We start from the raw sequence: 24,275 nt of genomic DNA, 5'->3' as shown, positions 1-24,275 counted from the left end.
AATTTTTTGCAAAATCGACCGCTTGCTAAGTGTTAAGATTAAGCTTTAGCCGTGGGCTACACGTTCCACCGCTTTACGTGCATATTTGTCTTCATCAAATTCTCGCAGTGGTTTATGTTCGCTACCTAAGAAGGTATAAATCACCGGCAATACGAATAAGGTAAACATTGTACCAATTGCTAGACCCGCAACAATGACCATACCGATACTGAAACGAGCAATTGCCCCTGCACCAGTTGCAAAGAGAAGTGGGATTAAGCCCGCAATCATTGCCGCTGTAGTCATGAGAATTGGACGCAGACGGATTGTTGCTGCATGCATAATTGCATCAAAACGTGATTTGCCATGATGTAACTGCTCTTCTTTTGCCACCTCGCACATTAAGATACCGTGTTTAGTGATCAAACCAACTAAGGTTACTAAGCCTACTTGTGAGTAGATATTTAAGGTTGCACCCGCTTTCCCTGCAATACCAAGCACATTCATCACAATCAATGCGCCAGAAACGGCAAGCGGTACGGAAACCAAAATGACCATTGGGTCACGCCAAGATTCAAATTGAATCGCTAACACGAGATAAATAATGATTACTGCTAATGCGAAAGTCATAACCATTGCATTACCTTCTTGGATATATTGACGAGCTTCCGATTTGAAGTCGTACTGATAGCCTTTCGGTAAACTGCGATCCAATTCAGCTTGTGCCCATTTTACTGCATCACCAATTGAGCCAGAGACAACGCCGCCAATGGTTGCGGAATTCAACTGATTCATACGGTTTAAGCTAGACGGTGAAGTTGTTAATTCCATCGTAACGAATGAACCGAGAGGAATAGACTCGCCACTTGCCGTAGTAACATAGTAGCTCATTAAATCTTCTGGATTTAAACGATCTTGGCGTACGGCTTGCGATACAATTGGATAAGCCCGTGAATCAATATCCACACGCGTAATAATCGCTCCAGATAAGAATGAACCTAATGTACCACTCACTTGTTGCATCGTTACACCGTACGCTCCCATTTTTTCACGGTCGAATTTCATATTCATCGTAACGGTGTCAAATTTTAAGTCTAAGTTATTAAAGAAGAATTGCCCTGATGCTCTCGCTTTACCAAGAAATTCTGCTGCCACATCAGCAAGTTTCTCATAACTATCTGACGTAGTGATAACCAATGAGAATGGTAAACCGCTTTCTCCTGTTGAGATTTCAGGGAAGGAAATCGCGTTTAAATCCATTGCAACGACTTTTTTCGCAATTGCCGCTACATCATTTGAAATAGCCGCTCGTTCACGCTCACGGTCGTTCCAATCTTTCAAACTAATAATTGCCAAACCACTATTGCTACCATTAAATCCGGCAATGCTCATCATTGAGTTTACTTCCGGAATCTGTAGCACTTCTTCTTCAAACGACTTCATTGCTTCTTGCGTATAGTCTAAGTTGGTATTTGATGGCCCATTACCAATACCAACAACGAAACCACGGTCTTCAGTTGGTGCAACTTCGCTTGAAAGTGAGGTTAATAAAAACGGTAGGCTAGCAAAGATTGCGACAGCAAATACAAGCATAAAACCACGCACTGCCATGACACCAGCCAACATATTGGTATAGCATTTGGTTACGCGATCAAGAATATTGTTAATGCATTTCGTGAATTTACTTTCGTTTTCTTCATCATGTGCTTTTAATACCTTACCCGACATCATTGGTGAAAGAGTTAAAGCCGCAATACCTGAAATAAATACAGCGCCAGCAAGAGTTAAAGCGAACTCTTTAAAGAGTGAGCCTGTCACGCCTTCCATTAACGCCATTGGCGAATACACGGCACCAAGGGTAATCGTCATTGAAATAACAGGAATTGCAATTTCACGCGTACCAATGATTGCAGCATCAAATGGTGGTTTCCCCTCTTTTACATGGCGTTCAACGTTTTCTAATACAACGATTGCATCATCTACTACTAGACCGATAGCAAGAATTAATGCCAATAAAGTGAGCAAGTTAATGGAAAAACCGAACATTTGTAAAAAGAACAGTACTCCAATAAGTGAAATCGGAATCGTAATGATCGGTACAATCATCGCTCTTAACGAGCCTAGGAATAGCACAATAACAACTAATACAATTAAAGTTGCTTCCCCAATCGTTTTGATTACCTCATTAATTGAGCTATTAATTGCTATCGTTTTATCATAGAGAATTTCACCGCTGATGGAAGGAGGCAAGTTACGTTGCACCTGTTCAAACATTGGGTAAATATCTTTTGCCACCGTAAGTGAATTTGCTGTCGTAGCCGCTGAAACGGCAAACACAACTGCATCTTTACCATTAGCTGTTGCACGAGCAGCATCGGATGATTTATCTAATTCAACCGTTGCAACATCTTTCAGCTTGATTTGATCCCCTTTCGCAGTCGTGGAAATAGTCACATTTTCTAGCTCTTCAACCGATGGTGTAGTAGATTCCACTTTGTTTTTATACACCGTGTAATAACCATTCGCATTACCTGCGGCAGTTTGTAAGTTGTTCGCACTTAATGCTTGTAAAATTGCAGCACCCGAAAGATTTTTCGCTGCCATTTTGTCAGGGTCAAGCCAGATTCTTAATCCAAATACCGAACCACCAAAAATATTTACAGACGACACTCCATTTACCGTAAAGAATTGTGGCTTCACCACACGATTTAGATAATCTGTGACCTGTGAAGTATTGAGTTCATCTGAAACAAAGCGAATATACATCAAGGCATCATCGCCCCCAGTTGAAACTCGAATTGACGGATCATCAATACCACTTGGTAAATTTGCACGTACGGCATTTACTTTTGATGAAATATCCGATAACGCGGCATTAGGGTCGGTATTTAATTTCATTTTTACCGTAATCGTAGTGGTACTCGGCGAACTACTTGAGGTCATATAGTCAATATTATCCGCTTGAGCTACCGCTTCTTCTAGCTGCGAGGTTACCAATGCTTGCATTAAGCTTGCATCTGCACCTGAGTAGTTTACGCTTACAGTTACCACTGAAATTGTCATTTCAGGGTATTCTCGTACCTGTAATTTGCTGATGGACTGCAAACCTAAAATCGTAATTAAAAGGCTGATACAGACCGCGAGTACAGGGCGTTTAATAAATATATCGGTAAATTTCACGACAAACTCCCATTACAGTTTGTTGTTTTGTGCCGGTGCTGTCACACCTACCGCTTCACGCTCGGATACCATAACCAACGAGCCATTGCTAATGCGTTGCATACCACCAGTGACAATCACATCACCCACATTAACACCTTTAGCAAGCTGAGAATAGATTCCTCGACGCTCCAGCGTTTTGACTTCAGCTTGTTTTACTCGGTAAATTTTATCTACTTGCAAGCTTGGATTCTGCTCTGCCATTTTGCTTACTAAGCTTTTATCTTCGTCCGATAAATCCTGCAAAACATACACACTTTCGCCGTACATCGTATAAGCAACGGCAATCTGCGGTACCACCACTTGGTTATACTGGGTTGGCATGGCAATATTTAAACGAGCAAACATGCCCGATAATAATTTGTTTTGCCCTTCTGTAACTACTGCTTCAAGATTAATTAAGCCCGTTGTACGATCAACCGCAGGATCCATCGCGGAAATACGAGCAGGAAATGTTTGCCCTGGTAATGCATCAATCGTTGCTGTTACTTTCTGCCCAATTTCAATTCGCTCAAGATCAGTTTGCGGCAACGTAAAGCGAATTTTCATTGAGCTTTGGTCTTCCACTCGCACAATTTCTGTACCTGCTGTTACGAATTGCCCTACATTGACGTTCACAATACCCGCCATACCATCAAACGGTGCATAGATTTGGCGGCGAACAATTTGTTCTTTTAACGCTTCAATATTTGCAACCAATGCTTCGTAAGTTGCTTTGGCGTTATCAAACTCCATACGCGATGCACTGTTGCTCGCCACTAAATTTTTATAGCGATTGTAGTTTGCCAAAGCGTTTGGAAGTTGCGCTTCACTCGCTTTTAAGCTTGCACGCTCTGCACTACTATCAATTTCAACTAATAATTGTCCTTTACGTACACGATCACCTGAGCTTACCGCCACACGGGTAACGGTGCCAGCAGCTTGAGCGCTTAACATTGCGCCTTGATTTGGACGAATAGAGCCGGTCGCACCAATCATTGGTGTCCATTCACGCGAATCCACCTGCATTACCGTGACTTCACTCACCGTCTCAGGCATATTTGCCGCTGCTTCTGCTTTCTTCCCTGCAATAAACTGTTGCATGCCAACTACCCCAGCAAAGGCAAGCAGGACAACAATCAAAGTAATCACGATTAAGAACTTCCGCCCTTTGCTAGGCTTGTTCTGCTCGTATGTGACTTGCTCTGTCATAATTTCTCCATAATTAAATTACAATTTAAACCATAATCGTTTTCCAAGTGCGGACTATCACCTCTTCAATAACCGCATCGGACAAAGTTTCCTTACGTAGCAGTTGCATATACATCAACTCCCACGTTACTTTCATGCTCATCGCCATCAAAACATAAGATGGCAACGGCGCAATCACACCTTCTCGCTTACCATTTTCAATAAATTGACACCAAGCCAATTCTTGATTATCAATACAAGACAATATCATCGTTTGGAACGTTGGCAATGACTCATATTGGTGCATATTGGCAACGACATTTGGATTGCTTTGCATAAATTCCCACGTAGCTAACCAAAGTTGCCGATATTGCTCAAAAAACGCTAACGTTGGGTCGTAATGCGTTTTCACAAAATGATGAAATTCATTAAATAGATGCCTAACCAGTTGATTCAACAATTCCTCTTTATCTTTAAAATAGAGATAAATTGTCCCCACTGAAACCCCAGCTTCCTTTGCGATTTTATGTGTTGAAAGATATTGGATACCTTTCCGTGCCATTAACGAATCAGCCGCTCTTAAAATGCGAATTGCCACATCATTATGTGGCAAAACATCATCAAACATAGTTAAGACCTTTTCGTAACTGAACGATTGTTCATTTTACTGATTTTTCAATTTTTCGCAAATATTCCTTAGGGTATGCTCGTTTAAATTCAGCGATATTAACGCTAAAAAATAGAACAAATGGCGTCAATAAAGTATGCGTGGTTATCCTAGGTGCTTTAGTCCGTTGTGCTCAAACAAGTTGAGCTCAATGATGAATTAGCATGAGCAACAGCGCCAGGACAATTTGCAAAAAATTCCACAAAAGCAACCGCTTGTTCTCTTTGTAATTTCATTGGATTTCATGAATAATAGCGACTCTACTTTTTAACCTCCACAAATACTATGCATAAAACCATTGTGATCAAACTGGGGACTAGCACCCTCACCCACGGTACGAAAAGTTTAAGCCGTCCTCACATGCTAGAAATTGTTAAACAGATGGCCAATTTACACCAGCAAGGACATCGCTTAATTTTAGTTACTTCTGGAGCTGTCGCGGCAGGGCGAGACTATTTAGGGCATCGCGAACTACCACCAACATTGGCAAGCAAACAGCTTCTCGCTGCAGTCGGACAAAGCCAATTAATTCAAGTATGGGAAAGTCTGTTTTCAATTTATGGGATAAAAATTGGGCAAATGCTCCTCACCCGTGCAGATATTGAAAATAAAGACCATTTCTTGAACGCTCGTGATACATTGTTTGCACTACTAGAACAAGGCATTATTCCTGTAATTAATGAGAATGATGCTGTTGCCACCGCAGAATTTCGTATCGGCGATAACGATAACCTCTCCGCCTTAGTGGCTATGCTCTCTCAAGCAGAGCAGCTAATATTACTCACCGACCAACAAGGTTTATTTGATAGCGATCCTCGTAAAAATCCTGCGGCAAAATTACTTAGTGTGATTGAAAAAATCACCCCTGAAATTCGTCAAATTGCTGGGGGAAGTGGTTCAACGCTTGGCACTGGCGGCATGTTTACCAAAGTCGTTGCCGCAGAAATTGCAACCCGTTCGGGTGTTGAAACAATTATTGCTTCAGGCGAACATGAAAATGTGATCTTTGAAATTGTAAACGGAGCAGCAATTGGTACCCGTTTCCTTGCGCAAAGCGATAAAATTGAAGGGCGTAAGCAATGGTTATTTGGTGCTCCACCGGCGGGAAGCATTACCATTGATTTAGGCGCAGAAAATGCGTTATTAGCACAGCATAAATCCCTCTTGCCTGCTGGAATTAGCGCGGTACAAGGTCAATTTGCGCGCGGGGAGGTATTAAAAATTCAAAGCAGTGACGGGCGAATTCTTGGTTTGGGCATTTCCCGCTACAATAGTGAAGCGCTTAATCAAATCAAAGGGAAAAAATCAAGTGAGATTGAAACGCTCTTGGGCTATGAGTTTGGTGCAGTTGTACTACACCGTGATGAAATGATTCTTTACTAGGAGAAATAAGATGGAGTTTAGTTTCGACATTATTGCGCTTTTGTTCATCGCTGCTTTTGTTTCAGGTTTTATTGATGCAATTGCCGGTGGTGGAGGCTTAATTACTATTCCTGCCTTACTCTCAGTCGGCATTCCTCCCGCGATGGCATTGGGGACAAATAAGTTGCAAGCCTGTGGTGGTTCTTTTTCTGCTGCACTGTACTTTATACGCCATCGACAAGTCGAAATTAAGCATTTAGGGAAATTAATTGCTTTGACATTTGTGGGGGCTGCACTCGGGGCAATTACCGTCCAGCTCATCGATATTAGTCTGCTAAAATCTGCACTCCCCTTTTTAATTTTAATTTTGGCAGTTTATTTCTTATTTAGTCCATCCATTAGTGATCAAGACAGCAAACAGCGGATCAGCTACACACTATTTGCCTTCACTGCCGCAATAGGCATTGGTTTCTACGATGGTTTATTAGGGCCTGCAACAGGGTCATTTTTCACTCTTGCTTTTGTTTTATTGTTAGGTTTCAACCTGACTAAGGCAGTTGCACACACAAAAGTATTAAACTTTACCTCAAACTTTGCCGCACTTGTCTTTTTTATATTAGGTGGTGTTGTGCTATGGAAGATCGGTTTGATTATGCTCGTTGGTCAATTTATCGGTGGTAACCTTGGTGCAAAAATGGCGATCACAAAGGGCAAACAGCTGATCAAACCGCTTATTGTTACTATGTCATTCCTTATGGTGGCAAAAATGTTATGGGAACAAGGATATTTTGCTTAGCGATAATCACCCTTTAATTTGCATTACTGCAGCCCATAGCAAGCGGTCTCTTTAATCTAAAATTTTACAAAATTATGAACAAACAAAAACGTATCGAAATTCTTACCCGTTTGCGTGCTCAAAATCCACACCCAACGACAGAATTAATCTATCATTCTCCATTCGAACTATTGATTGCCGTGATTCTCTCTGCCCAAGCTACCGATGTTGGTGTGAACAAAGCAACGGCAAAACTTTTTCCTATCGCCAATACTCCCCAAGCGATTTTAGCGCTAGGCGTAGAGGGTTTAAAAGAATATATCAAGACTATCGGTTTATTTAATAGTAAGGCAGAGAATATTATCAAAACTTGCCGTGATCTAATTGAAAAACACAATGGTGAAGTACCTCAAACACGTGAAGAATTAGAAGCTCTCGCTGGTGTAGGCAGGAAAACGGCAAATGTGGTTCTTAACACGGCATTTGGGCAACCAACTATTGCCGTAGATACACATATCTTTCGTGTTTCGAATCGGACTAATTTTGCGCCAGGTAAGGATGTCGTAAAAGTTGAAGAGAAACTACTTAAAGTTGTACCCGATGAATTTAAAGTCGATGTGCATCACTGGCTAATTCTGCATGGGCGCTATACTTGCATTGCACGAAAACCTCGCTGTAATTCTTGTATTATCGAAGATTTATGTGAATATAAACAAAAAACCGATATGTAAAAAGAGGCTGAACATTTATGTGTTCAGCCTCTTCATATACATTAAGATCGACTATTCATTTAAAACTAAGCGAAGTAGCCTAACCTTCAATAAACTTCGGCGCGGTAAATACCGTTACTTCTGGTACTTCACCTTGGAATTTTTCTACCTGTACAATGGCAGTATTTGGTGAATTGCCCTGAGCCAATTTTGATGTTCCTTCATCACGGGTCAGCACATTCGGGTTACCAAATTTACATAACGGTTGCTCAGATTGCCCTAAATCTGCAGGGTCGTACCATGCCCCCTCATGTAAACAAACCGTACCTTTGATAATGCCATCTGTTACCACTGCACCAGCAAGCACTTGTCCACGACTGTTAAAGATACGTACCACATCACCATCTGCGATACCACGAGCTGCCGCATCTTCTTTATGGATTAAGACTGGCTCACGACCAGCTACAGTGTATTTATCACGCAATGAAGTATGGCAAAGCTGGCTGTGTAAGCGGTAGTACGGGTGTGGAGTCACTAACGCAAGCGGTGCTTCGGCTGTCACATTACCTGCATACTCATCTGGTACAAACCAAGTTGGGTGACCTTTACAGTCATCATAATTCATTTTAGCGACGACATCAGAGAAGATCTCAATTTTACCTGATGGTGTGCCTAATGGGTTGAGTAGCGGATCATTGCGGAACTCTTCATAGCGCACCCATTTTTTCGCAGCCTCTTTTACTGGGAAGGTGACAGGTTTATTTTCTTCCCAGAATTTTTCAAAGCGTGGCATATTCACACGATTTTTACGAGCAGCATCAAAGGCAGTTTGGTAGAAACCTTGTAACCACTGCATTTCCGTTTTACCTTCGGTGAATTTATCAGCCACACCTGCACGTTTGGCTAATTCTGTGAAAATATCGTAATCACTTTTCGCTTCAAATTGTGGCTCAACAACCTGTTTCATTGGGAAGATATACATCATTGAGTAGTCGCCTGACATGGTAATGTCGTTACGTTCATAGCTAGTTGTAACTGGCAATACAATGTCCGCCATACGAGCTGTTGGTGTCCAGTTCACTTCATTTACAATGATAGTATCTGGTTTTTGCCACGCTTTCACTTGTTTGTTGGTATCTTGCAAGTGAGTGAATGGGTTACCGCCGGCCCAGTAGATCAGTTTAATTTCTGGGTAAGTAATTTCTGTACCGTTATATTGAATAGTTTTACCAGGATAAAGCAACGCATCCGCCACACGTGCAACTGGGAAAGAGAATTTAGACGCATCATCTAACCAAGATTTTTCACCTGCTTCGGCTGCCGTTGCGGTAATTGCACCCACAATACCACCTGTCGCACTTGGTACACCGCCATTTGCATAGTGATAACTGAAACCAAAACCACCACCCGGTAAACCAATTTGACCGAGCATTGAAGCAAGGGTCACTAACATCCAGTGAGTTTGTTCACCATGACGTTGGCGTTGCATACCCCAACCGCCCATTAACATTGTGCGTTTAGCAGAGAAATCTGCAGCTAATTGTTTAATGGTTTCTGCTGGTACACCTGTAATGTTTGCCGCCCAATCAGCATCTTTTGGCTGATTATCTTCTTTACCTAATAAGTAACTTTCAAATTGTTCAAAGCCTTTGGTGTATTTTTGTAAGAAGGCTTTGTCGTGTTTATCTGTGGTAACAAGCGTATGGGCAATCCCCATCATTAATGCAACGTCTGTTGCCGCACGGGTTGGAATCCACTCTGCATTTAAGAATTGGCAGGTTTCACTTTTCACTGGATCAATACAGATCACACGTTTACCACTCTCTTTGAGTTTTTTCAGGTATTCAATCCCGTGTTGGTCGGTTGATGTCCACGCATTACGCAAGGTTAAAAGCGGATTTGCCGCCCAAAATACCACGATTTCACTGTTTTCTAACACCACTTCCCAGCTCGTTTGCTGTTCATACACTTCAATCGTACCTAACACGTGTGGCATAATCACCTGAGCTGCCCCAGTGGAAAGGTCGCCTTTTACCCCCACGAAACCGCCTGTTAAGTTTAAGTAGCGGTGTAATAATGTACGTGCCGCATGTAATGCACCAGAACTATACCAGCCGTATGAACCTGCGAAAATACCGCTTGCACCGTGTTGTTCAGTAACACGCTTCACTTCGCCAGCCACTAAATCTAATGCTTTATCCCAAGAGACACGCACCCATTCATCACGACCACGCAAGGTGGTATCTTTATTGCCTTCCAAGTAGCCTTTACGCACCATTGGATATTTCACACGGGCTTCACTATAAAGCTGATCAGGAACAACGGTTTGTAATTCGTTTTCAATGCTCATTGGCATTGCCGGCCCCGATTTCACCGCTTTACCATCTTCCACAACAACCCCGATAGGCCCCCAGTGAGCCGCAGTCATTACCGTTTTGCTTTCAGCAGCTGCCGCTGGTGCAGACACCACAGAACCCACAACACCACCGCCCAGCGATACACCAGCTGCACCAAGTGTTGTATTTTTTAAGAAATCACGACGTTTGAGATTGATTTGGTCTTGTTTTTTCATAAAACACCTCATTTGAGAGAGTTCACAAGATTTGCAAAAAAGACGGGAAAAGTTGCCGCTTGTCATACAAACGTAGGGGCATGATGCTCACGCCCACGGACGTACGCAGTACGCCCCTACAGTATCACAAATTCCACAAATCATTGTGAAGTTGAAAATACGACACCTTTCTAAACAGGAGTGGCCAATCCGTTTCCAAATTAACCATTGAGTGAAATTTCACTGGCACTGCTACCATATCGAACGACTTAGGTAAACAGGCTCGGAGTCGGGAAATAAGAACTGGTCGCATTATAGTTTTCTCTCTAATAAAGCATAATACGTAAAAATACGCATTCCGAAGCAAATTTGAGCAAGATCAAAGTTTATGCCATGCAGTCAATGTGGCAAAAAAATATGCAAAATAGACCGCTTGTATAACAAAAAGACGAAAACATTGCGGTTTTCGTCTTTCATCTTCAATCTTAATTAACCTGCTAGCTCTGCTCTTAAAAGCTCAGCCCCTCGGCTAAGTGCGTTGAGTTTGCCTCGTGCAACGGAGCGTGAAAGCGGCGCCATTCCGCAATTGGTGCAAGGATAAAGATTTTCCACATCCACAAATTGCAACGCTTTTCGCAATGTATCGGCAACCTGTTCTGGGGTTTCAATCACATTTGTTGCCACATCGATCGCTCCCAGCATCACTTTTTTGCCACGAATCAATTCAAGTAGATCCATTGGGACTTTTGAGTTTTGGCACTCCAGTGAAATAATATCAATTTTGGATTGTTGCAGTTTAGGAAAGCTTTCTTCATATTGTCGCCATTCATTGCCTAGCGTCTGTTTCCAGTCAGTATTCGCTTTAATGCCATAACCGTAGCAGATATGTACTGCGGTTTCGCATTTTAGCCCTTCAGCAGCACGCTCTAAGGCGGCAATTCCCCAATCATTTAATTCATCAAAGAAAACATTAAATGCAGGTTCGTCAAATTGAATAATATCTACCCCCGCCGCTTCCAATTCTTTGGCTTCTTCGTTAAGAATTTTGGCAAATTCCCACGCTAATTTTTCACGGCTTTTATAATGCCCATCAAACAAGGTATCAATCATTGTCATTGGGCCGGGTAACGCCCATTTAATCGGTTTATCGGTATGTTGGCGTAAGAATTTAGCATCTTCAACAAACACCGATTTTGGGCGATGTACCGCCCCAACAACACTCGGCACACTCGCTTCATAGCGATTACGGATTCGTACAATTTCACGTTTAGTAAAATCCACGCCTTCTAAATGCTCAATAAAGGTTGTCACAAAATGCTGACGTGTTTGTTCACCATCACTGACAATATCAATGCCTGCCGCAGTTTGTTCCATCAAAGAGACTAAAAGCGCATCTCTTTTTGCTTGTAACAGTTCACTGCCACTTAATTTCCATTCTGACCATAATTTTTCAGGCTCAGCAAGCCAAGCAGGTTTTGGCAAACTGCCTGCAGTAGAAGTGGGAAGAAGAATTTTACTCATTCGTTATTTTCCTATTATTGAAAACGGGTAGGAGCGAACCAATGTGTCCGCCCTATTAAATTAGTTTTTATTTTTCATTCACCCAAGCATCTAAAATGGCTTTAAACGGCTGAATAAAATGTGTTTGGGCATATTCACCTTGTTTAATCGCAAGCTCGGTACGCTCTACACGGTCATATTCTACTTTGGTTACCGAATAATCTTCATAATTGAGGCTGGCTTTATATACCTGCCCTGCCACTGAGTTGGCGTTATACACCTCAGGGCGGTAAATTTTTTGGAAGGCTTCCATTGTTGCAATCGTGCTGATCAATTCTAAATTGGTGTAATCATTAAGCAGATCTGCATTTTGATCAAAATAGAACGCATAAGGTGCAACGGATTTTGGTGGCATAAAATAGCGAACCGTTAAGCCCATTTTGGCAAAATAGTCGTCCGTTAAAGAATAATCATCTTGGCGATATTCTACGCCCAAAATTGGGTGTACATTGGTGGTTTTTTGGTAAGTACGAGTCGTTGCTACACTTAAACAAAGCACGGGAGGTTTGTTATTTTTCACTTTGTATTCTGGTGAATCAAGCAGGTGTTTAAATAATTTACCGTGTAGTTCACCATAGTTGTCAGGCACAGTAAAACTTGGCTTATCTTTGTTAAAATCACGCAATAGCACGCTAAAATCGTAATCACGCACAAAAGAGGAGAAGTTATTGCCGATAATACCATCAATGGTTTTACCTGTTTTATGATCAACGACATACGTTTTTAACCATTCTACACCCGGAAAGAATTCACCGTTCCCTTCCACATCAATATCCATAGAAACGATTTCTAATTTTACCGAATAGCGGTCAGCGGTTGGATTATCCCAATTGGCCAAATCATTGAAACGTTTGTTAATCATCGCAATCGCATTTTGCAGATTTTGTTTACGGTTTTCACCACGCGCTAAATTGGCAAAATTGGTGGTTAAACGAGTGCTTTGATCGGGTTGATAGTTTTCATTAAATTCAAGGGTTTGCACTCGGCATTTAAAATAGGCTGTCATATTACTTCCCTGTATTGTGTTCTGGAATAACGCCTATTCAATCATAAATTTTATGTGAAGAAAAATGAGATATTTCGCATATCTTTATGAAAACTTTTCATAATAGTATAAATAACAAGCGGTTCTTTTTGCAGAATTTTTTGCAAAAAGAACCGCTTACAAAAAAGCGAAAACATGGCTGTTTTCGCTTTTATAACTTAACTGACAATCTAGTGTGAGCTGCCTTTAATATCTTTTGCATTACGTTGCAGATAGATTGTTACTGCACGTACATCGTCGGCAGACATTGATGTTCTGTCTTTCATTGAGTTCACCACACCAATCCACTGATTTGCTGTGTAATGATCAGCACTGATCGCAGCATGGCAACCACTACAATGGGTTTCATTCAGATTATTACCAAAAGCATTTAAGGCATTAATATTTGCAGTAACGCTGTTTTTATCGGCAATAATCTCAAAGCTAATTTCTTTCCAATCAGAATCTGTTACGCTATCGTGAACGGTATTTAATACCGTTACTTTAGCTTGTTCTTCTGCACCAAGCAGCGCAACCATAATTCGCTGACCAAGCCCCGCATACACTACGCTTTCAGCACCAGCTTGTTGCCAGCCTTTCACGGTTGCGGTTACCTTGCCATTTTCTTCTTTCCAGTTACTCATTTCTGCAAATGGCAATAAACGGACTTCTCCACCTTGTTGCAGCTGAACACTGTTCATTGCCAACGAGAATAAAGTTTTATCATTTGTGCCAAATTCTGCACCATGCTTTGCGAGCTCACCTAATGCAGCAGCACTATCAACTTCAACCTCAGGCATAAAATGCGCAATCCCTTTGTGGCAATCAATACAGGTTTGATTGGTTTCCATTGCAAGTTTATGCATTTTCTGGGCAGCTTCTTTTTGCTCAGAGAGCACCATCGCATCAAAACTATGACAAGAACGACAAGTTGCAGAATCGTTGGCCTTCATATCATCCCAAACTTTTTGCGCCATTTCTAAGCGATGTGCTTCAAAAGCTTCCTGATCAGGAAGTTTATTGGTGACATAGGTATGCCATAAATCTTTTACCGCAAATACTTTAGTTTTAAGGTAATCAATACCTTCATGTGGAATATGACAGTCTTGGCATTCAGCTCGAATCCCTTTACGATTGGCAAAGTGTACGCTACCTTCCCATTCTTCTTTCGGGTGGCTCATAGAGTGGCAACTGACACAAAATTCTGTTGTACTGGTTTTATGCATAGCATATTGTGTGCCACCAAATAATGCAGCACCTAGCCCCACTAAGCCAAGAATTGCTAGGGACTTTTTCAATTTACTCATCGAATAATCACTCCAAATAAAATACTAAGATAGGTTTTATCCTAAAATCGGCAATGAGGAGTTGTGTGGGGAATATCATTACCGATAAGGAAAGGAGACCTACAACCTGAAAGGAACTACGGTATTATTTTATTTAGGCGATATAACTGCCTCAATACGCAAACTTGCGTATTGGTGGCAGTTGTTCTAAAGAGATTTGATAAAAATCAAATTTGTGTGGTTGCAAGCGGGCTATTTTCAGCCAAAATTTGCAAAAAGTTATTTCAGTTCAAACCAGTTAGGTAATTTGAAATGGCTTTCAGCAAATAAGCTTGGTGCAATAACGGTATTACGCCCCTGCTGAATTTGATAGATCAAATGCGGCTGACTAATTGAGAGATCGGTCGTACTATCTGGATACGTTAGCCCAATTTGGTGTTCATTACCAAAAAAATATGAGCCATTGATGCCATGATTCACTAGCGTACGAATACCTTGTGTCACTTGTTTAAAGTGGCGGGGATAATCGCTCTTACGCCAAACATTCGCTAAAATATTGACTTGGTCAAACGCAAGGCTGGCCTGTGAAAAACTCGGTGCTTTACCAAAAGTATTTTGATAAAGCTGGTTAAATTGTTTACCCGCATAAGTAGAAGCAAGCCCCGTTGTCGTTGCCCAAACAACGCCTTCACACAACTGCTGATGCGGTTGTAACGTACTTGGTGAATAGATGGCATATAATACAGCATTGAGTGGTTGCGCAATGAACGCCGCATAGAAATTAAGAATATCCTCCGTAAAATAAGAGGCAAAGACAATTAAAGTCGGATCAATATTATGCAGTTGCACCATTGCTTGCTGAAAAACATTTGTTGTTTTTTCTAACTCAACTACCTCAACTTGCCAATTAAGTTTGCGCAAAGAGGCAACCAGTTCATCCATCCCAATATCAATGCATTGCCATTTTACAGTCACTATCGCTACGCGGCGATTTTTCAATAACATCGGATAGCTGGCTTGATATGCCTGCAAAAAGCGCACCACGCCTAGCCCATAGTTAATGCTGCTGGCACAGACTTGGAAAATATTACCAATTCTTCCCGATTTTTGTGATCCACTATGGCTCGCATCATGTAAGTAAGGAATACCCTCGCTTGCAACCAAATCATGCACTTCAGGTAAATAACAAGCATAATTAGTACATATTGCCTCAACTTCCTGATCAAAAAGCTGTTGATAGGCATTGATAATACTCTGTTTTTCTTCCACTTGATAAGCAGATTTCACTAATTGAACTTTCCGTCCATGAATACCACCTTGGCGATTGATCTGCTCTACCGCCAGTTGTGAACCATTCAATAATTCTTCTGTATCAATTTGCCCTAAGCCACTTTCGACAAACGGAATCCCTATAGTAATCGGCTTATCTGCACAATTTGCCAAGAATGTGCTTGTGCTAGGACTCTTTTCTACTTGGTGTCTGTCTGCTAATTGTGCCACTAATTGCTCAATTTCAAATGTCGGCAAAATAGAATGTTCTAGTTGTGCAGGCGTAGGCAAACAATATAAATAATGCTGTGTAGCAAAAATCGCCAACAATGTACGATTATTGATCCCAACTTTATCAAAAATATGTTCCACGTGTTTCGCCACAGTTCGATTGCTAATAAAAAGGCTTTCTGCAATTTCACTATTGCTTAACCCATGGCTCAGCAAAGTTAGAATTTGTAACTCTCGCTCACTCAATTGATAAGGAATCTGTTTAATCCAGCTGCAACGGACTAACGCCAAATAAGGCTGATGCAAACTCAGAGTAAAGCGATACCAATTTTGTTCATGCTGATAGTAGAAACAAAGATTCTGATGCCTAGAATGGAATAACGCCCGCGCATAGTCGATAACCTGTCTAAAACGAGACAAAAATACTTTGCCCTCGCCATCCTCCCATTCCGACAGTTCTCCTTTTATATCAACTAAACAGGACCATTGTTCTCGCTGCATATCTATATCCATAAAATAATTTTTCTTATTATAAATAAAATAGGCATTTCAACAAATGACTCAAATCAAACTATGGAACTATTTGATTTGATTGCATTTTTATTTAACAGAAGTTTGTCTGCTAAAGAGAGAACAATAAAAAAAGCCCGCAATCAACAATCGAAAGCGGGCGGAGGTCTTACCTAAGGAAATGAAAAAAACTTCGCTATATCCATTTAAGCATCTAGCGCTCTATCAGACTAAGCTCTGAAAGTAAAGTTCAAAAAAATTCAAAAATTTTAACGATTTTGAAAAAATTGTTTGTAAACGATAACGCTGCTTCATTGAATTATCCACAGACCCTAGCTAAAATGCCATTTTATTTTACTAGGGGAAAGCCATGTCGATCCGAATTCTTCCTGAACATGATATCAAACAAGCAGCCAGTTCATTGCACACGCCAGCGTTGCTTTATGCTAATCCGAAAAATTTATATGCCAGACGTGAAAAGCGCCTTCAGCAATTGGCCGAAAAACACCCCTTTAAAGATTATCTTATGTTTGCTGCACAAATTGTTGCGGCGCAAGCTAAAGTACTAGAGCATCATCCAATTGCTGATCACCATGCTGAGCTTGAAAATATTTTGCAAAAAAATCATGGAATTGTACCGCTTGATATACAACAGTTCCAACCAGATGCCGAATGGCGTAAATTGCTTAGCTTGCTCATTGATGAACTTAGCCCCCATTTTCATGCTAATGAAACAGTAAACGCAACCTTAGATTGGCTGAAAAAAGCTTCTGAGACTGAGCTAGACATACTAGCTAAACGGTTACTGAATGGCCATTTACATGAAGTTGGTGCGGATAAAGCTGTTTTCTTATGGGCGGCATTATCACTTTATTGGTTACAATTAGCGCAGCAATTACCTCGTAATATGCAGACAGAAACTGGCGAACGTTGTCATTGTCCAGTATGTGGTTCAGCGCCTGTTGCCGGCGTGGTACATTTCGGTGAAACGCAGGGCTTACGCTATTTACATTGTGCACTGTGTGAAAGTGAATGGCATGTCGTACGCGCAAAATGTTCTAACTGTGAACAATCGGGGAAATTAGATTATTGGAGCTTAGATAAAGCTGATGCACCAATTAAAGCAGAAAGCTGTGGTGATTGTGGTAGTTACCTGAAAATTCTCTATCAAGATAAAGATCCTTATGTCGAAGCGGCAGCGGATGATTTAGCAAGCCTATTTCTTGATGCAGAGATGGAAGAAAAATCATTCGCACGTAGTGCAATTAATCCATTCCTATTCCCTGCTGAATAATATAAAAAAGCCAGAACTGAGGTTCTGGCTTTTGACTGTATTATTTAATGACTTCTTGGCCATTCATATAAGATCTTAATACCTCTGGCACAGTAATTGAGCCATCAGCATTTTGGTAGTTTTCTAGCACGGCGACAAGCGTACGTCCCACCGCTAAGCCTGAACCGTTTAGGGTATGAACCAAGCGAGTTTTCTTTTCACCTTTTGCCTTGCAACGTGCTTGCATACGACGTGCTTGGAAATCCCACATATTTGAGCAAGAAGAGATTTCACGATAGGTATTTTGAGCAGGCACCCACACTTCTAAATCATAGGTTTTGCAAGAGCCAAAACCCATATCACCCGTGCAAAGCATCACTTTACGGTATGGCAAATTAAGCAGCTGTAATACTTTCTCAGCGTGTCCTGTTAGCTCTTCTAAAGCTTCCATTGATTTTTCAGGCGCAACGATTTGTACTAATTCCACTTTATCAAATTGATGCATACGAATTAAGCCACGAGTATCACGCCCATAAGATCCCGCTTCTGAACGGAAACAAGGTGTATGAGCAGTCATTTTAATTGGCAAATCGGCTTCATCGATAATTTCATCACGCACAAGGTTGGTTACTGGTACTTCTGCTGTTGGGATTAAACCAAAAGCACGTTGTACCTCGTTTGGATCTTGTCCTGTAAGTGGTTGGGTATGGAATAAATCTTCACCGAATTTTGGTAATTGTCCTGTGCCATATAACGTATCATGATTAACTAAATAAGGCACATAGGTTTCGATATAGCCGTGTTGTTCTGTATGTAAATCCAACATAAATTGTGAGATAGCGCGGTGCAAGCGTGCAATTTGCCCCTTCATCACCACAAAACGACTGGCAGTTAATTTTGCACCTGCGGCAAAGTCTAAACCGCCAAAACTTTCACCAAGAGTTACGTGATCTTTTGGTTCAAAATCAAATTGACGTGGTTCGCCCCAGCGTAAAATTTCTTTATTTTCCGTGTCATCTTGACCAAGTGGCACTTCATCTGCGGGTAAGTTTGGAATAGTCAAAAGTAAATCACGAATTTCAGCTTGTACTTTATCTAATGCTACTTTGGCATCAGCAAGTTCATTACCCATATTATCTACTTCGGCAAGTAATGCAGAAATATCTTCGCCACGGGCTTTGGCTTGACCGATAGATTTAGAACGCGCGTTGCGTTCGGCTTGCAAAGTTTCGGTTTTCACTTGTAAATTTTTACGTTGTTCTTCAAGAGTTTGAACTTTTTCTACGTCCAAAGTGAAATTACGTTTGGTTTTGAGTGCGTCTGCGACCTCCGCAAGATTAGTACGCAGTAAATTTTGATCGATCATGTTGTTTCCTTATTTTGCAAAATTTTGTTAATTTGTAACCGCTTATTTTACGAATTATCTATTCGTATTTTTCATAATTCGAGCTTTATCACGTTGCCATTCTCGGTCTTTGATATCATCTCGTTTATCGTGCTGTTTCTTACCTTTTGCTAAGCCTATTTTGACTTTCACCCATGCTTTTTTCCAGTACATTGCCGTAGCAACAATAGTAAAACCATCACGGTTTACTTTGCCAAATAGGCTATCAAGTTCACGTTTTTTCAGCAGTAACTTACGAGTACGAGTCGGATCGGCAACGATATGGGTTGAAGTCGCAGTTAAAGGGGTAATCATTGCCCCAAACAAAAAGGCTTCGCCATCACGGAAAATCACATAGCTATCGCTAATATTGCCCTTTCCTGCACGTAGAGCTTTCACTTCCCAGCCTTGTAATTCAAGACCAGCTTCAATCTCATCTTCAATAAAATAGTCGTGTCTTGCTCGTTTATTCAGAGCAATAGTGTTATCCGACACTTTAGGTTTTTTTGCCATAGTTTGAATTATCTAGAAAAATTTGGCGTTAATTCTACCTTAAACTGAGCTATGTTTGAACGGACAAGCGGTGAATTTTCAGGAAGATTTTGCAAAATAGTAAGAAAAAAGCACCGCTTGCACGGTGCTTAGTTTGTGAATGGTTATTGTAAGGCGCTGGTTGCCTTCGATTTTTTCACTTTAATCCCTTTGCCTTTCGCAAGAGTAGGTAAAATTTCTACCCCTTCTGGCGGATTTTCTAATGCAATCGCTAACACTTCATCAATGGTTTCCACAGGGTGAATAGAAAGTGCTGCTTTGGCATTTTCTGGGATCTCTTCCAAATCTTTTTCATTCTCTTTTGGAATAATCACCGTTGTAATCCCACCACGATGCGCCGCGAGTAATTTCTCTTTCAAACCACCAATTGGCAACACTTTACCACGCAAGGTAATTTCACCGGTCATCGCCACTTCTTTGCGCACAGGGTTGCCCGTTAAACTAGATACAAGTGCGGTACACATTGCAATACCAGCACTCGGACCATCTTTTGGCGTTGCCCCTTCTGGCACATGCACGTGGATATCTCGTTTTTCATAGAAATCTTCGGCAATGCCCAATTTTTCTGCACGAGAACGCACTACCACCATTGCCGCTTGGATAGACTCTTTCATCACATCACCGAGTGATCCCGTGTAAGAGAATTTGCCTTTACCCGGTACTGAGGCAGTTTCAATTGTCAGTAGATCACCACCCACTTCTGTCCACGCCAAACCTGTTACTTCACCAATGCGATTTTGACTATCCATTTTGCCATAATCAAAACGGCGAACACCTAAATAATCGTGCAAATTGCTGTCATTCACCGTGATAGATTTTAATTTTTTATCTAACACTAACGCTTTCACCGCTTTACGACAAATTTTTGCAATTTCACGTTCTAAGCTACGCACACCAGCTTCACGAGTGTAATAACGAATAATGCCCATCACGGCACTGTCATCAATGGTCAATTCGCCTTCTTTTAAGCCGTTATTTTCCATCTGTTTCGCAATTAGATGCTCTTTGGCTATGTGCATTTTTTCATCTTCGGTGTAGCCTGATAAGCGAATCACTTCCATACGGTCAAGTAATGCAGGTGGAATGTTCATTGAATTTGAGGTTGCCACAAACATCACGTCGGATAAATCAAAATCCACTTCCAAATAGTGATCATTAAACGCTTTATTTTGCTCTGGATCTAGCACTTCAAGTAAGGCTGATGCAGGGTCACCTCGCATATCTTGTGCCATTTTGTCAATTTCATCAAGCAAGAAGAGCGGGTTTTTCACACCGACTTTCGCCATTTTCATCATTAGGCTACCCGGCATTGAGCCAATATAAGTACGGCGATGACCACGAATTTCCGCTTCATCACGCACACCACCTAAAGCCATACGAGTATATTTACGCCCCGTAGCATTCGCAATAGATTGCCCAAGAGAGGTTTTCCCTACACCCGGTGGCCCCACTAAACAGAGAATAGGCCCTTTCAGTTTGTTCAAACGACTTTGCACAGCAAGATATTCTAAAATACGCTCTTTAACACGCTCTAAACCGTAATGATCTTTATCCAAAATTTCTTGCGCTTTTTGCAAATCTTTCTTCACGGCAGACCGCTTGTGCCACGGCATTTGCAAAATCCAATCAATATAGCTACGTACCACTGTTGCTTCCGAAGAGCTTTGTGGCATCGCTTTTAATTTATTAAATTCGCTATCAACTTTTTCTTGCACCTCTTTTGGCAATTTTGCTGCGGTAATTTTCTCTTTGAGCTTATCTAGCTCACTCGCTTCACTTTCGTCTTCCCCGCCAAGTTCTTTACGAATCGCTTTAATTTGCTCGTTTAAGTAGTAATCACGTTGATTTTTTTCCATCTGCTGTTTAACACGATTACGGATACGACTTTCAGTTTCCATCGTGTCAATTTCAGTTGCCATTGCGACTAATAAAGCCTCGAAACGTGCCACCAGATTTAACTCTTCAAGCAACGCTTGTTTTTTTGCAACAGGAGCAATAAGGTTGGCAGCCATGGTATCAGCTAGACGGTCTTCAAAAGCGATTTTTTGTAGCTTCGGTAGAATTTCTGATGGTACTTTTTTGTTTGTTTTAACGTAATTTTCAAATTCACTCAGCGCAGTTTTCGCAATTGCTTTAAGTTCTTCATTCTCATCATCAAATTCTGAAACTTGTGGGGTGACAGATGCCCAAAAACCATTTTCGTCGTCAAAAACCTTTTCAGCTTTTGCCCGTACTTGCCCTTCAACGAGCACTTTTACCGTGCCATCAGGCAAATTCAACATTTGAATAATATTCGCAATGACCCCAAAATGATAAATATCCTCAGAGGTAGGATCTTCATTATTGGGATCTTTTTGGGTGACCAAGAAAAGCTGTTTGTTGCTTTCCATTGCCGTTTGCAAGGCTTTTACCGACTTATCTCGCCCCACAAAAAGTGGCATAACCATAAACGGAAAAACCACGACATCACGCAGTGGTAGTAATGGAAGGTCAATAGATAATTTCTTTTTTCTTGCCATTCGATTTGCTCTCCATAAAAACAATTCGCACATTATGGGGGCGATATAGGGAAATACAAGGGGATTTTGTGAAAAAGCATAATATTGTGAAGATAACAAGAATCGGCATTCAAAAATGGTGGAAAAAATGCTATATTCTGCATCAATTTTTGTTAATTACGGCTACAAATGAGCAATTATCAAGACATTTCTATCGCTTTTGCTGGTGTTTGCCAATGTGCAGAATTGGTTTATCAGTTTGCCCATACCGGTAATGTAGAGCAAACATATTTTAAAACTTCACTACAGAGCCTGTTGATTACCCAGCCTGATTCTACGCTTCATGTGTTTGGCGATAATCTTGCCAACCTTTCGATAGGCTTCGAAACAGCGCTTGCACAACTTGGTGGTAAACCTGGAAAAATTGATGCTGAAGTTAGTCGCTACTGGATTGGCATACTTGCCCTAAGCCGTAAATTAAATAAAAACCCACAAGCTAAAGCAGAGCTCGCTCGCCGTTTGCAACAACTTGAGCGCCAATTGCCCCTCTACGATAACGATATTCTACACGCCCAAATCCTGAGTAATATTGCTGCTATTTACAGCGATATTATCAGCCCAATGGGGACTCGAATTCAGGTTTTTGGTTTGCAAGAGCTACTTTCTCGAGCTGATATTCAAAATAAAGTTCGCGCCAGTCTATTAGCCGGTGTACGAGCAGGTATTTTATGGCAACAAGTTGGAGGTAGCCGTTGGCAATTCTTTCTCGCGCGCAAAAAATTAATTAACACAACGCAATCGTTGTATTCATCTCGCTAGACTTACAGGAGCTTATTCTATGCAATTTACCGCCTTAACCGCACTTTCGCCAATTGATGGACGTTACCAAGATAAAGTCTCGGCATTACGTCCTATCTTTAGTGAATTTGGTTTATTGAAATACCGTGTGACGGTTGAAGTGCGCTGGCTACAAAAACTCGCTTCCCACCCTCAAATTCAGGAAGTTCCCTCTTTCTCCGCCGAAGCTAATGCATATTTGAATAAAATTGTCAGTGAATTTTCACTGGCAGATGCAGAGCGAATTAAAACTATTGAACGCACAACTAACCATGATGTAAAAGCGGTGGAATATTTTCTAAAAGAAAAAAGTGAAGCCGTGCCTGAATTAGCGAAAGTTAGTGAGTTTATCCACTTTGCTTGTACTTCTGAAGATATTAATAATACCTCTCATGCCTTAATGTTAAAAACGGTACGCGAAGAAGTATTATTACCTGAATGGGAAAAATTAATTAATGCGGTAAAAACGCTTGCTGTGCAATATAAAGATATTCCTTTACTGTCCCGCACTCACGGACAGCCTGCTACACCAAGTACAATTGGCAAAGAATTTGCAAATGTCGCTTATCGCTTAGAGCGCCAGTTACAACAGCTACAACAAATTGAAATTCTTGCTAAAATCAACGGAGCTGTAGGCAACTATAATGCCCACCTTTCTGCTTATCCTGAAGTAGATTGGCATCAATTTAGCCAAGAGTTTATCGAACAATCTTTAGGTGTAACGTGGAATCCATATACCACGCAAATTGAACCACACGACTATATCGCTGAATTTTTCGATTGTGTTGCTCGTTTTAACACTATTTTGTTAGATTTTGACCGCGATATGTGGGGTTATATTGCATTAAATCACTTCAAACAGCGTACGATTGCAGGCGAAATTGGCTCAAGCACAATGCCACATAAAGTAAACCCGATTGATTTTGAAAATTCTGAGGGTAACTTAGGTTTAGCTAATGCAGTATTAGCCCACTTAGCTAGCAAACTCCCAGTCTCTCGTTGGCAACGGGATTTAACAGATTCTACAGTATTGCGTAATTTAGGTGTTGGTTTAGGTTATGCGTTAATTGCTTACGCCTCAACCTTAAAAGGTATTAGCAAATTAGAAGTCAATCAACAGAATTTACTTGATGAACTAGATCAAAACTGGGAAGTATTGGCAGAGCCAATTCAAACTGTGATGCGCCGTTATGGTATCGAAAAACCATACGAGAAATTGAAAGAGCTTACCCGCGGTAAACGGGTAACCGGCGAAGCAATGCGTCAGTTTATTGATGGGCTTAATTTACCACAAGCGGAAAAAGAGCGTTTAAAACAGATGACACCAGCAAGCTATATCGGCTATGCGGTAGATCTCGTTGAAAAACTTTAATTTGGTAAAATTTTCTCAGGAAGAGACCGCTTGCAAGCGGTCTTTT

At 41.1% G+C, this 24,275-nt stretch carries 17 protein-coding genes and 1 riboswitch; of the genes, 6 read left to right on the top strand and 11 right to left on the bottom strand.

Annotated features, from left to right (window positions below; genetic code table 11):
• Window positions 1-45: 45 nt before the first annotated feature.
• The 3 genes from F542_RS05155 to F542_RS05145 are packed head-to-tail and all read right to left on the bottom strand — an operon-like array spanning window position 46 to window position 4,996.
• Window positions 46-3,159 (bottom strand): efflux RND transporter permease subunit, encoded by a 3,114-nt coding sequence (locus tag F542_RS05155; protein WP_015432569.1) that lies wholly within the window; start codon window positions 3,157-3,159, stop codon window positions 46-48.
• Between the two features lie 12 nt (window positions 3,160-3,171).
• Window positions 3,172-4,389, bottom strand: coding sequence for an efflux RND transporter periplasmic adaptor subunit (locus F542_RS05150; RefSeq protein WP_025267037.1), 1,218 nt, complete (start codon window positions 4,387-4,389; stop codon window positions 3,172-3,174).
• 25 nt (window positions 4,390-4,414) lie between these two features.
• A complete protein-coding gene (locus F542_RS05145) occupies window positions 4,415-4,996 on the bottom strand; it encodes a TetR/AcrR family transcriptional regulator (RefSeq protein WP_025267036.1) in 582 nt (193 codons plus the stop codon).
• Window positions 4,997-5,320: 324 nt separating this feature from the next.
• Here F542_RS05145 and proB point away from each other — a divergent pair, with 324 nt between their 5' ends.
• From proB to nth, 3 genes are all read left to right on the top strand, one after another.
• Complete coding sequence (gene proB / locus F542_RS05140) at window positions 5,321-6,418, top strand: glutamate 5-kinase (protein ID WP_025267035.1); 1,098 nt, start codon at window positions 5,321-5,323, stop codon at window positions 6,416-6,418.
• Window positions 6,419-6,428: 10 nt separating this feature from the next.
• On the top strand, window positions 6,429-7,193 hold the full coding sequence (locus F542_RS05135; protein ID WP_025267034.1) for a TSUP family transporter: 765 nt from the start codon (window positions 6,429-6,431) through the stop codon (window positions 7,191-7,193).
• Between the two features lie 74 nt (window positions 7,194-7,267).
• A complete protein-coding gene (nth, locus tag F542_RS05130) occupies window positions 7,268-7,903 on the top strand; it encodes an endonuclease III (RefSeq protein ID WP_015432576.1) in 636 nt (211 codons plus the stop codon).
• Between the two features lie 79 nt (window positions 7,904-7,982).
• On the opposite strand, the gene torA is transcribed toward nth, so the two are convergent.
• The 5 genes from torA to F542_RS05105 all read right to left on the bottom strand — a co-directional run bounded on the left by torA (window position 7,983) and on the right by F542_RS05105 (window position 16,304).
• Window positions 7,983-10,454, bottom strand: coding sequence for a trimethylamine-N-oxide reductase TorA (torA, locus tag F542_RS05125; RefSeq protein ID WP_025267033.1), 2,472 nt, complete (start codon window positions 10,452-10,454; stop codon window positions 7,983-7,985).
• 147 nt (window positions 10,455-10,601) lie between these two features.
• A riboswitch (molybdenum cofactor riboswitch) is annotated at window positions 10,602-10,734 on the bottom strand.
• Between the two features lie 188 nt (window positions 10,735-10,922).
• Window positions 10,923-11,954, bottom strand: a complete 1,032-nt coding sequence (locus F542_RS05120; RefSeq protein WP_015432578.1) for a methionine synthase — start codon at window positions 11,952-11,954, stop codon at window positions 10,923-10,925.
• Between the two features lie 67 nt (window positions 11,955-12,021).
• A complete protein-coding gene (locus F542_RS05115) occupies window positions 12,022-12,999 on the bottom strand; it encodes a putative oxygenase MesX (RefSeq protein WP_015432579.1) in 978 nt (325 codons plus the stop codon).
• 209 nt (window positions 13,000-13,208) lie between these two features.
• Window positions 13,209-14,324, bottom strand: coding sequence for a NapC/NirT family cytochrome c (locus F542_RS05110; RefSeq protein ID WP_025267032.1), 1,116 nt, complete (start codon window positions 14,322-14,324; stop codon window positions 13,209-13,211).
• Between the two features lie 258 nt (window positions 14,325-14,582).
• Window positions 14,583-16,304, bottom strand: a complete 1,722-nt coding sequence (locus tag F542_RS05105; RefSeq protein ID WP_081733478.1) for an ABC transporter substrate-binding protein — start codon at window positions 16,302-16,304, stop codon at window positions 14,583-14,585.
• Window positions 16,305-16,683: 379 nt separating this feature from the next.
• Here F542_RS05105 and fdhE point away from each other — a divergent pair, with 379 nt between their 5' ends.
• A complete protein-coding gene (gene fdhE / locus F542_RS05100; RefSeq protein ID WP_025267030.1) occupies window positions 16,684-17,607 on the top strand; it encodes a formate dehydrogenase accessory protein FdhE in 924 nt (307 codons plus the stop codon).
• A gap of 40 nt (window positions 17,608-17,647) precedes the next feature.
• Here fdhE and serS read toward each other — a convergent pair whose 3' ends face one another.
• The 3 genes from serS to lon all read right to left on the bottom strand — a co-directional run bounded on the left by serS (window position 17,648) and on the right by lon (window position 22,041).
• Window positions 17,648-18,952 carry a serine--tRNA ligase gene (serS, locus tag F542_RS05095; RefSeq protein ID WP_025267029.1) on the bottom strand — a complete coding sequence of 435 codons (1,305 nt, stop codon included), beginning with the start codon at window positions 18,950-18,952 and terminating at the stop codon, window positions 17,648-17,650.
• Window positions 18,953-19,006: 54 nt separating this feature from the next.
• The gene (smpB, locus tag F542_RS05090) at window positions 19,007-19,483 is read right to left on the bottom strand and encodes an SsrA-binding protein SmpB (protein WP_025267028.1); all 477 of its coding nucleotides are present in this window, start codon (window positions 19,481-19,483) and stop codon (window positions 19,007-19,009) included.
• A gap of 143 nt (window positions 19,484-19,626) precedes the next feature.
• Complete coding sequence (gene lon / locus F542_RS05085; RefSeq protein WP_025267027.1) at window positions 19,627-22,041, bottom strand: endopeptidase La; 2,415 nt, start codon at window positions 22,039-22,041, stop codon at window positions 19,627-19,629.
• 168 nt (window positions 22,042-22,209) lie between these two features.
• On the opposite strand from lon, the gene hflD reads away from it, so the two are divergent.
• Complete coding sequence (hflD, locus tag F542_RS05080) at window positions 22,210-22,839, top strand: high frequency lysogenization protein HflD (RefSeq protein WP_015432588.1); 630 nt, start codon at window positions 22,210-22,212, stop codon at window positions 22,837-22,839.
• A gap of 19 nt (window positions 22,840-22,858) precedes the next feature.
• Window positions 22,859-24,229 (top strand): adenylosuccinate lyase, encoded by a 1,371-nt coding sequence (gene purB, locus F542_RS05075; RefSeq protein ID WP_015432589.1) that lies wholly within the window; start codon window positions 22,859-22,861, stop codon window positions 24,227-24,229.
• Window positions 24,230-24,275 lie beyond the last annotated feature (46 nt).

This window comes from Bibersteinia trehalosi USDA-ARS-USMARC-188 (assembly GCF_000521725.1).
Classification (GTDB): Bacteria; Pseudomonadota; Gammaproteobacteria; order Enterobacterales; family Pasteurellaceae; genus Bibersteinia; species Bibersteinia trehalosi.
Note: the sequence above shows the minus strand (reverse complement) of the source record. Positions and strands in the feature narration are given on the sequence as shown.

Bases quoted from the DNA above. Each gene is read 5' to 3' on its own strand.
- F542_RS05150 (WP_025267037.1), bottom strand. From the start codon at position 4,389: ATGACAGAGCAAGTCACATACGAGCAGAACAAGCCTAGCAAAGGGCGG.
- F542_RS05145 (WP_025267036.1), bottom strand. From the start codon at position 4,996: ATGTTTGATGATGTTTTGCCACATAATGATGTGGCAATTCGCATTTTA.
- proB (WP_025267035.1), top strand. From the start codon at position 5,321: ATGCATAAAACCATTGTGATCAAACTGGGGACTAGCACCCTCACCCAC.
- F542_RS05135 (WP_025267034.1), top strand. From the start codon at position 6,429: ATGGAGTTTAGTTTCGACATTATTGCGCTTTTGTTCATCGCTGCTTTT.
- nth (WP_015432576.1), top strand. From the start codon at position 7,268: ATGAACAAACAAAAACGTATCGAAATTCTTACCCGTTTGCGTGCTCAA.
- torA (WP_025267033.1), bottom strand. From the start codon at position 10,454: ATGAAAAAACAAGACCAAATCAATCTCAAACGTCGTGATTTCTTAAAA.
- F542_RS05120 (WP_015432578.1), bottom strand. From the start codon at position 11,954: ATGAGTAAAATTCTTCTTCCCACTTCTACTGCAGGCAGTTTGCCAAAA.
- F542_RS05115 (WP_015432579.1), bottom strand. From the start codon at position 12,999: ATGACAGCCTATTTTAAATGCCGAGTGCAAACCCTTGAATTTAATGAA.
- F542_RS05110 (WP_025267032.1), bottom strand. From the start codon at position 14,324: ATGAGTAAATTGAAAAAGTCCCTAGCAATTCTTGGCTTAGTGGGGCTA.
- F542_RS05105 (WP_081733478.1), bottom strand. From the start codon at position 16,304: ATGCAGCGAGAACAATGGTCCTGTTTAGTTGATATAAAAGGAGAACTG.
- fdhE (WP_025267030.1), top strand. From the start codon at position 16,684: ATGTCGATCCGAATTCTTCCTGAACATGATATCAAACAAGCAGCCAGT.
- serS (WP_025267029.1), bottom strand. From the start codon at position 18,952: ATGATCGATCAAAATTTACTGCGTACTAATCTTGCGGAGGTCGCAGAC.
- smpB (WP_025267028.1), bottom strand. From the start codon at position 19,483: ATGGCAAAAAAACCTAAAGTGTCGGATAACACTATTGCTCTGAATAAA.
- lon (WP_025267027.1), bottom strand. From the start codon at position 22,041: ATGGCAAGAAAAAAGAAATTATCTATTGACCTTCCATTACTACCACTG.
- hflD (WP_015432588.1), top strand. From the start codon at position 22,210: ATGAGCAATTATCAAGACATTTCTATCGCTTTTGCTGGTGTTTGCCAA.
- purB (WP_015432589.1), top strand. From the start codon at position 22,859: ATGCAATTTACCGCCTTAACCGCACTTTCGCCAATTGATGGACGTTAC.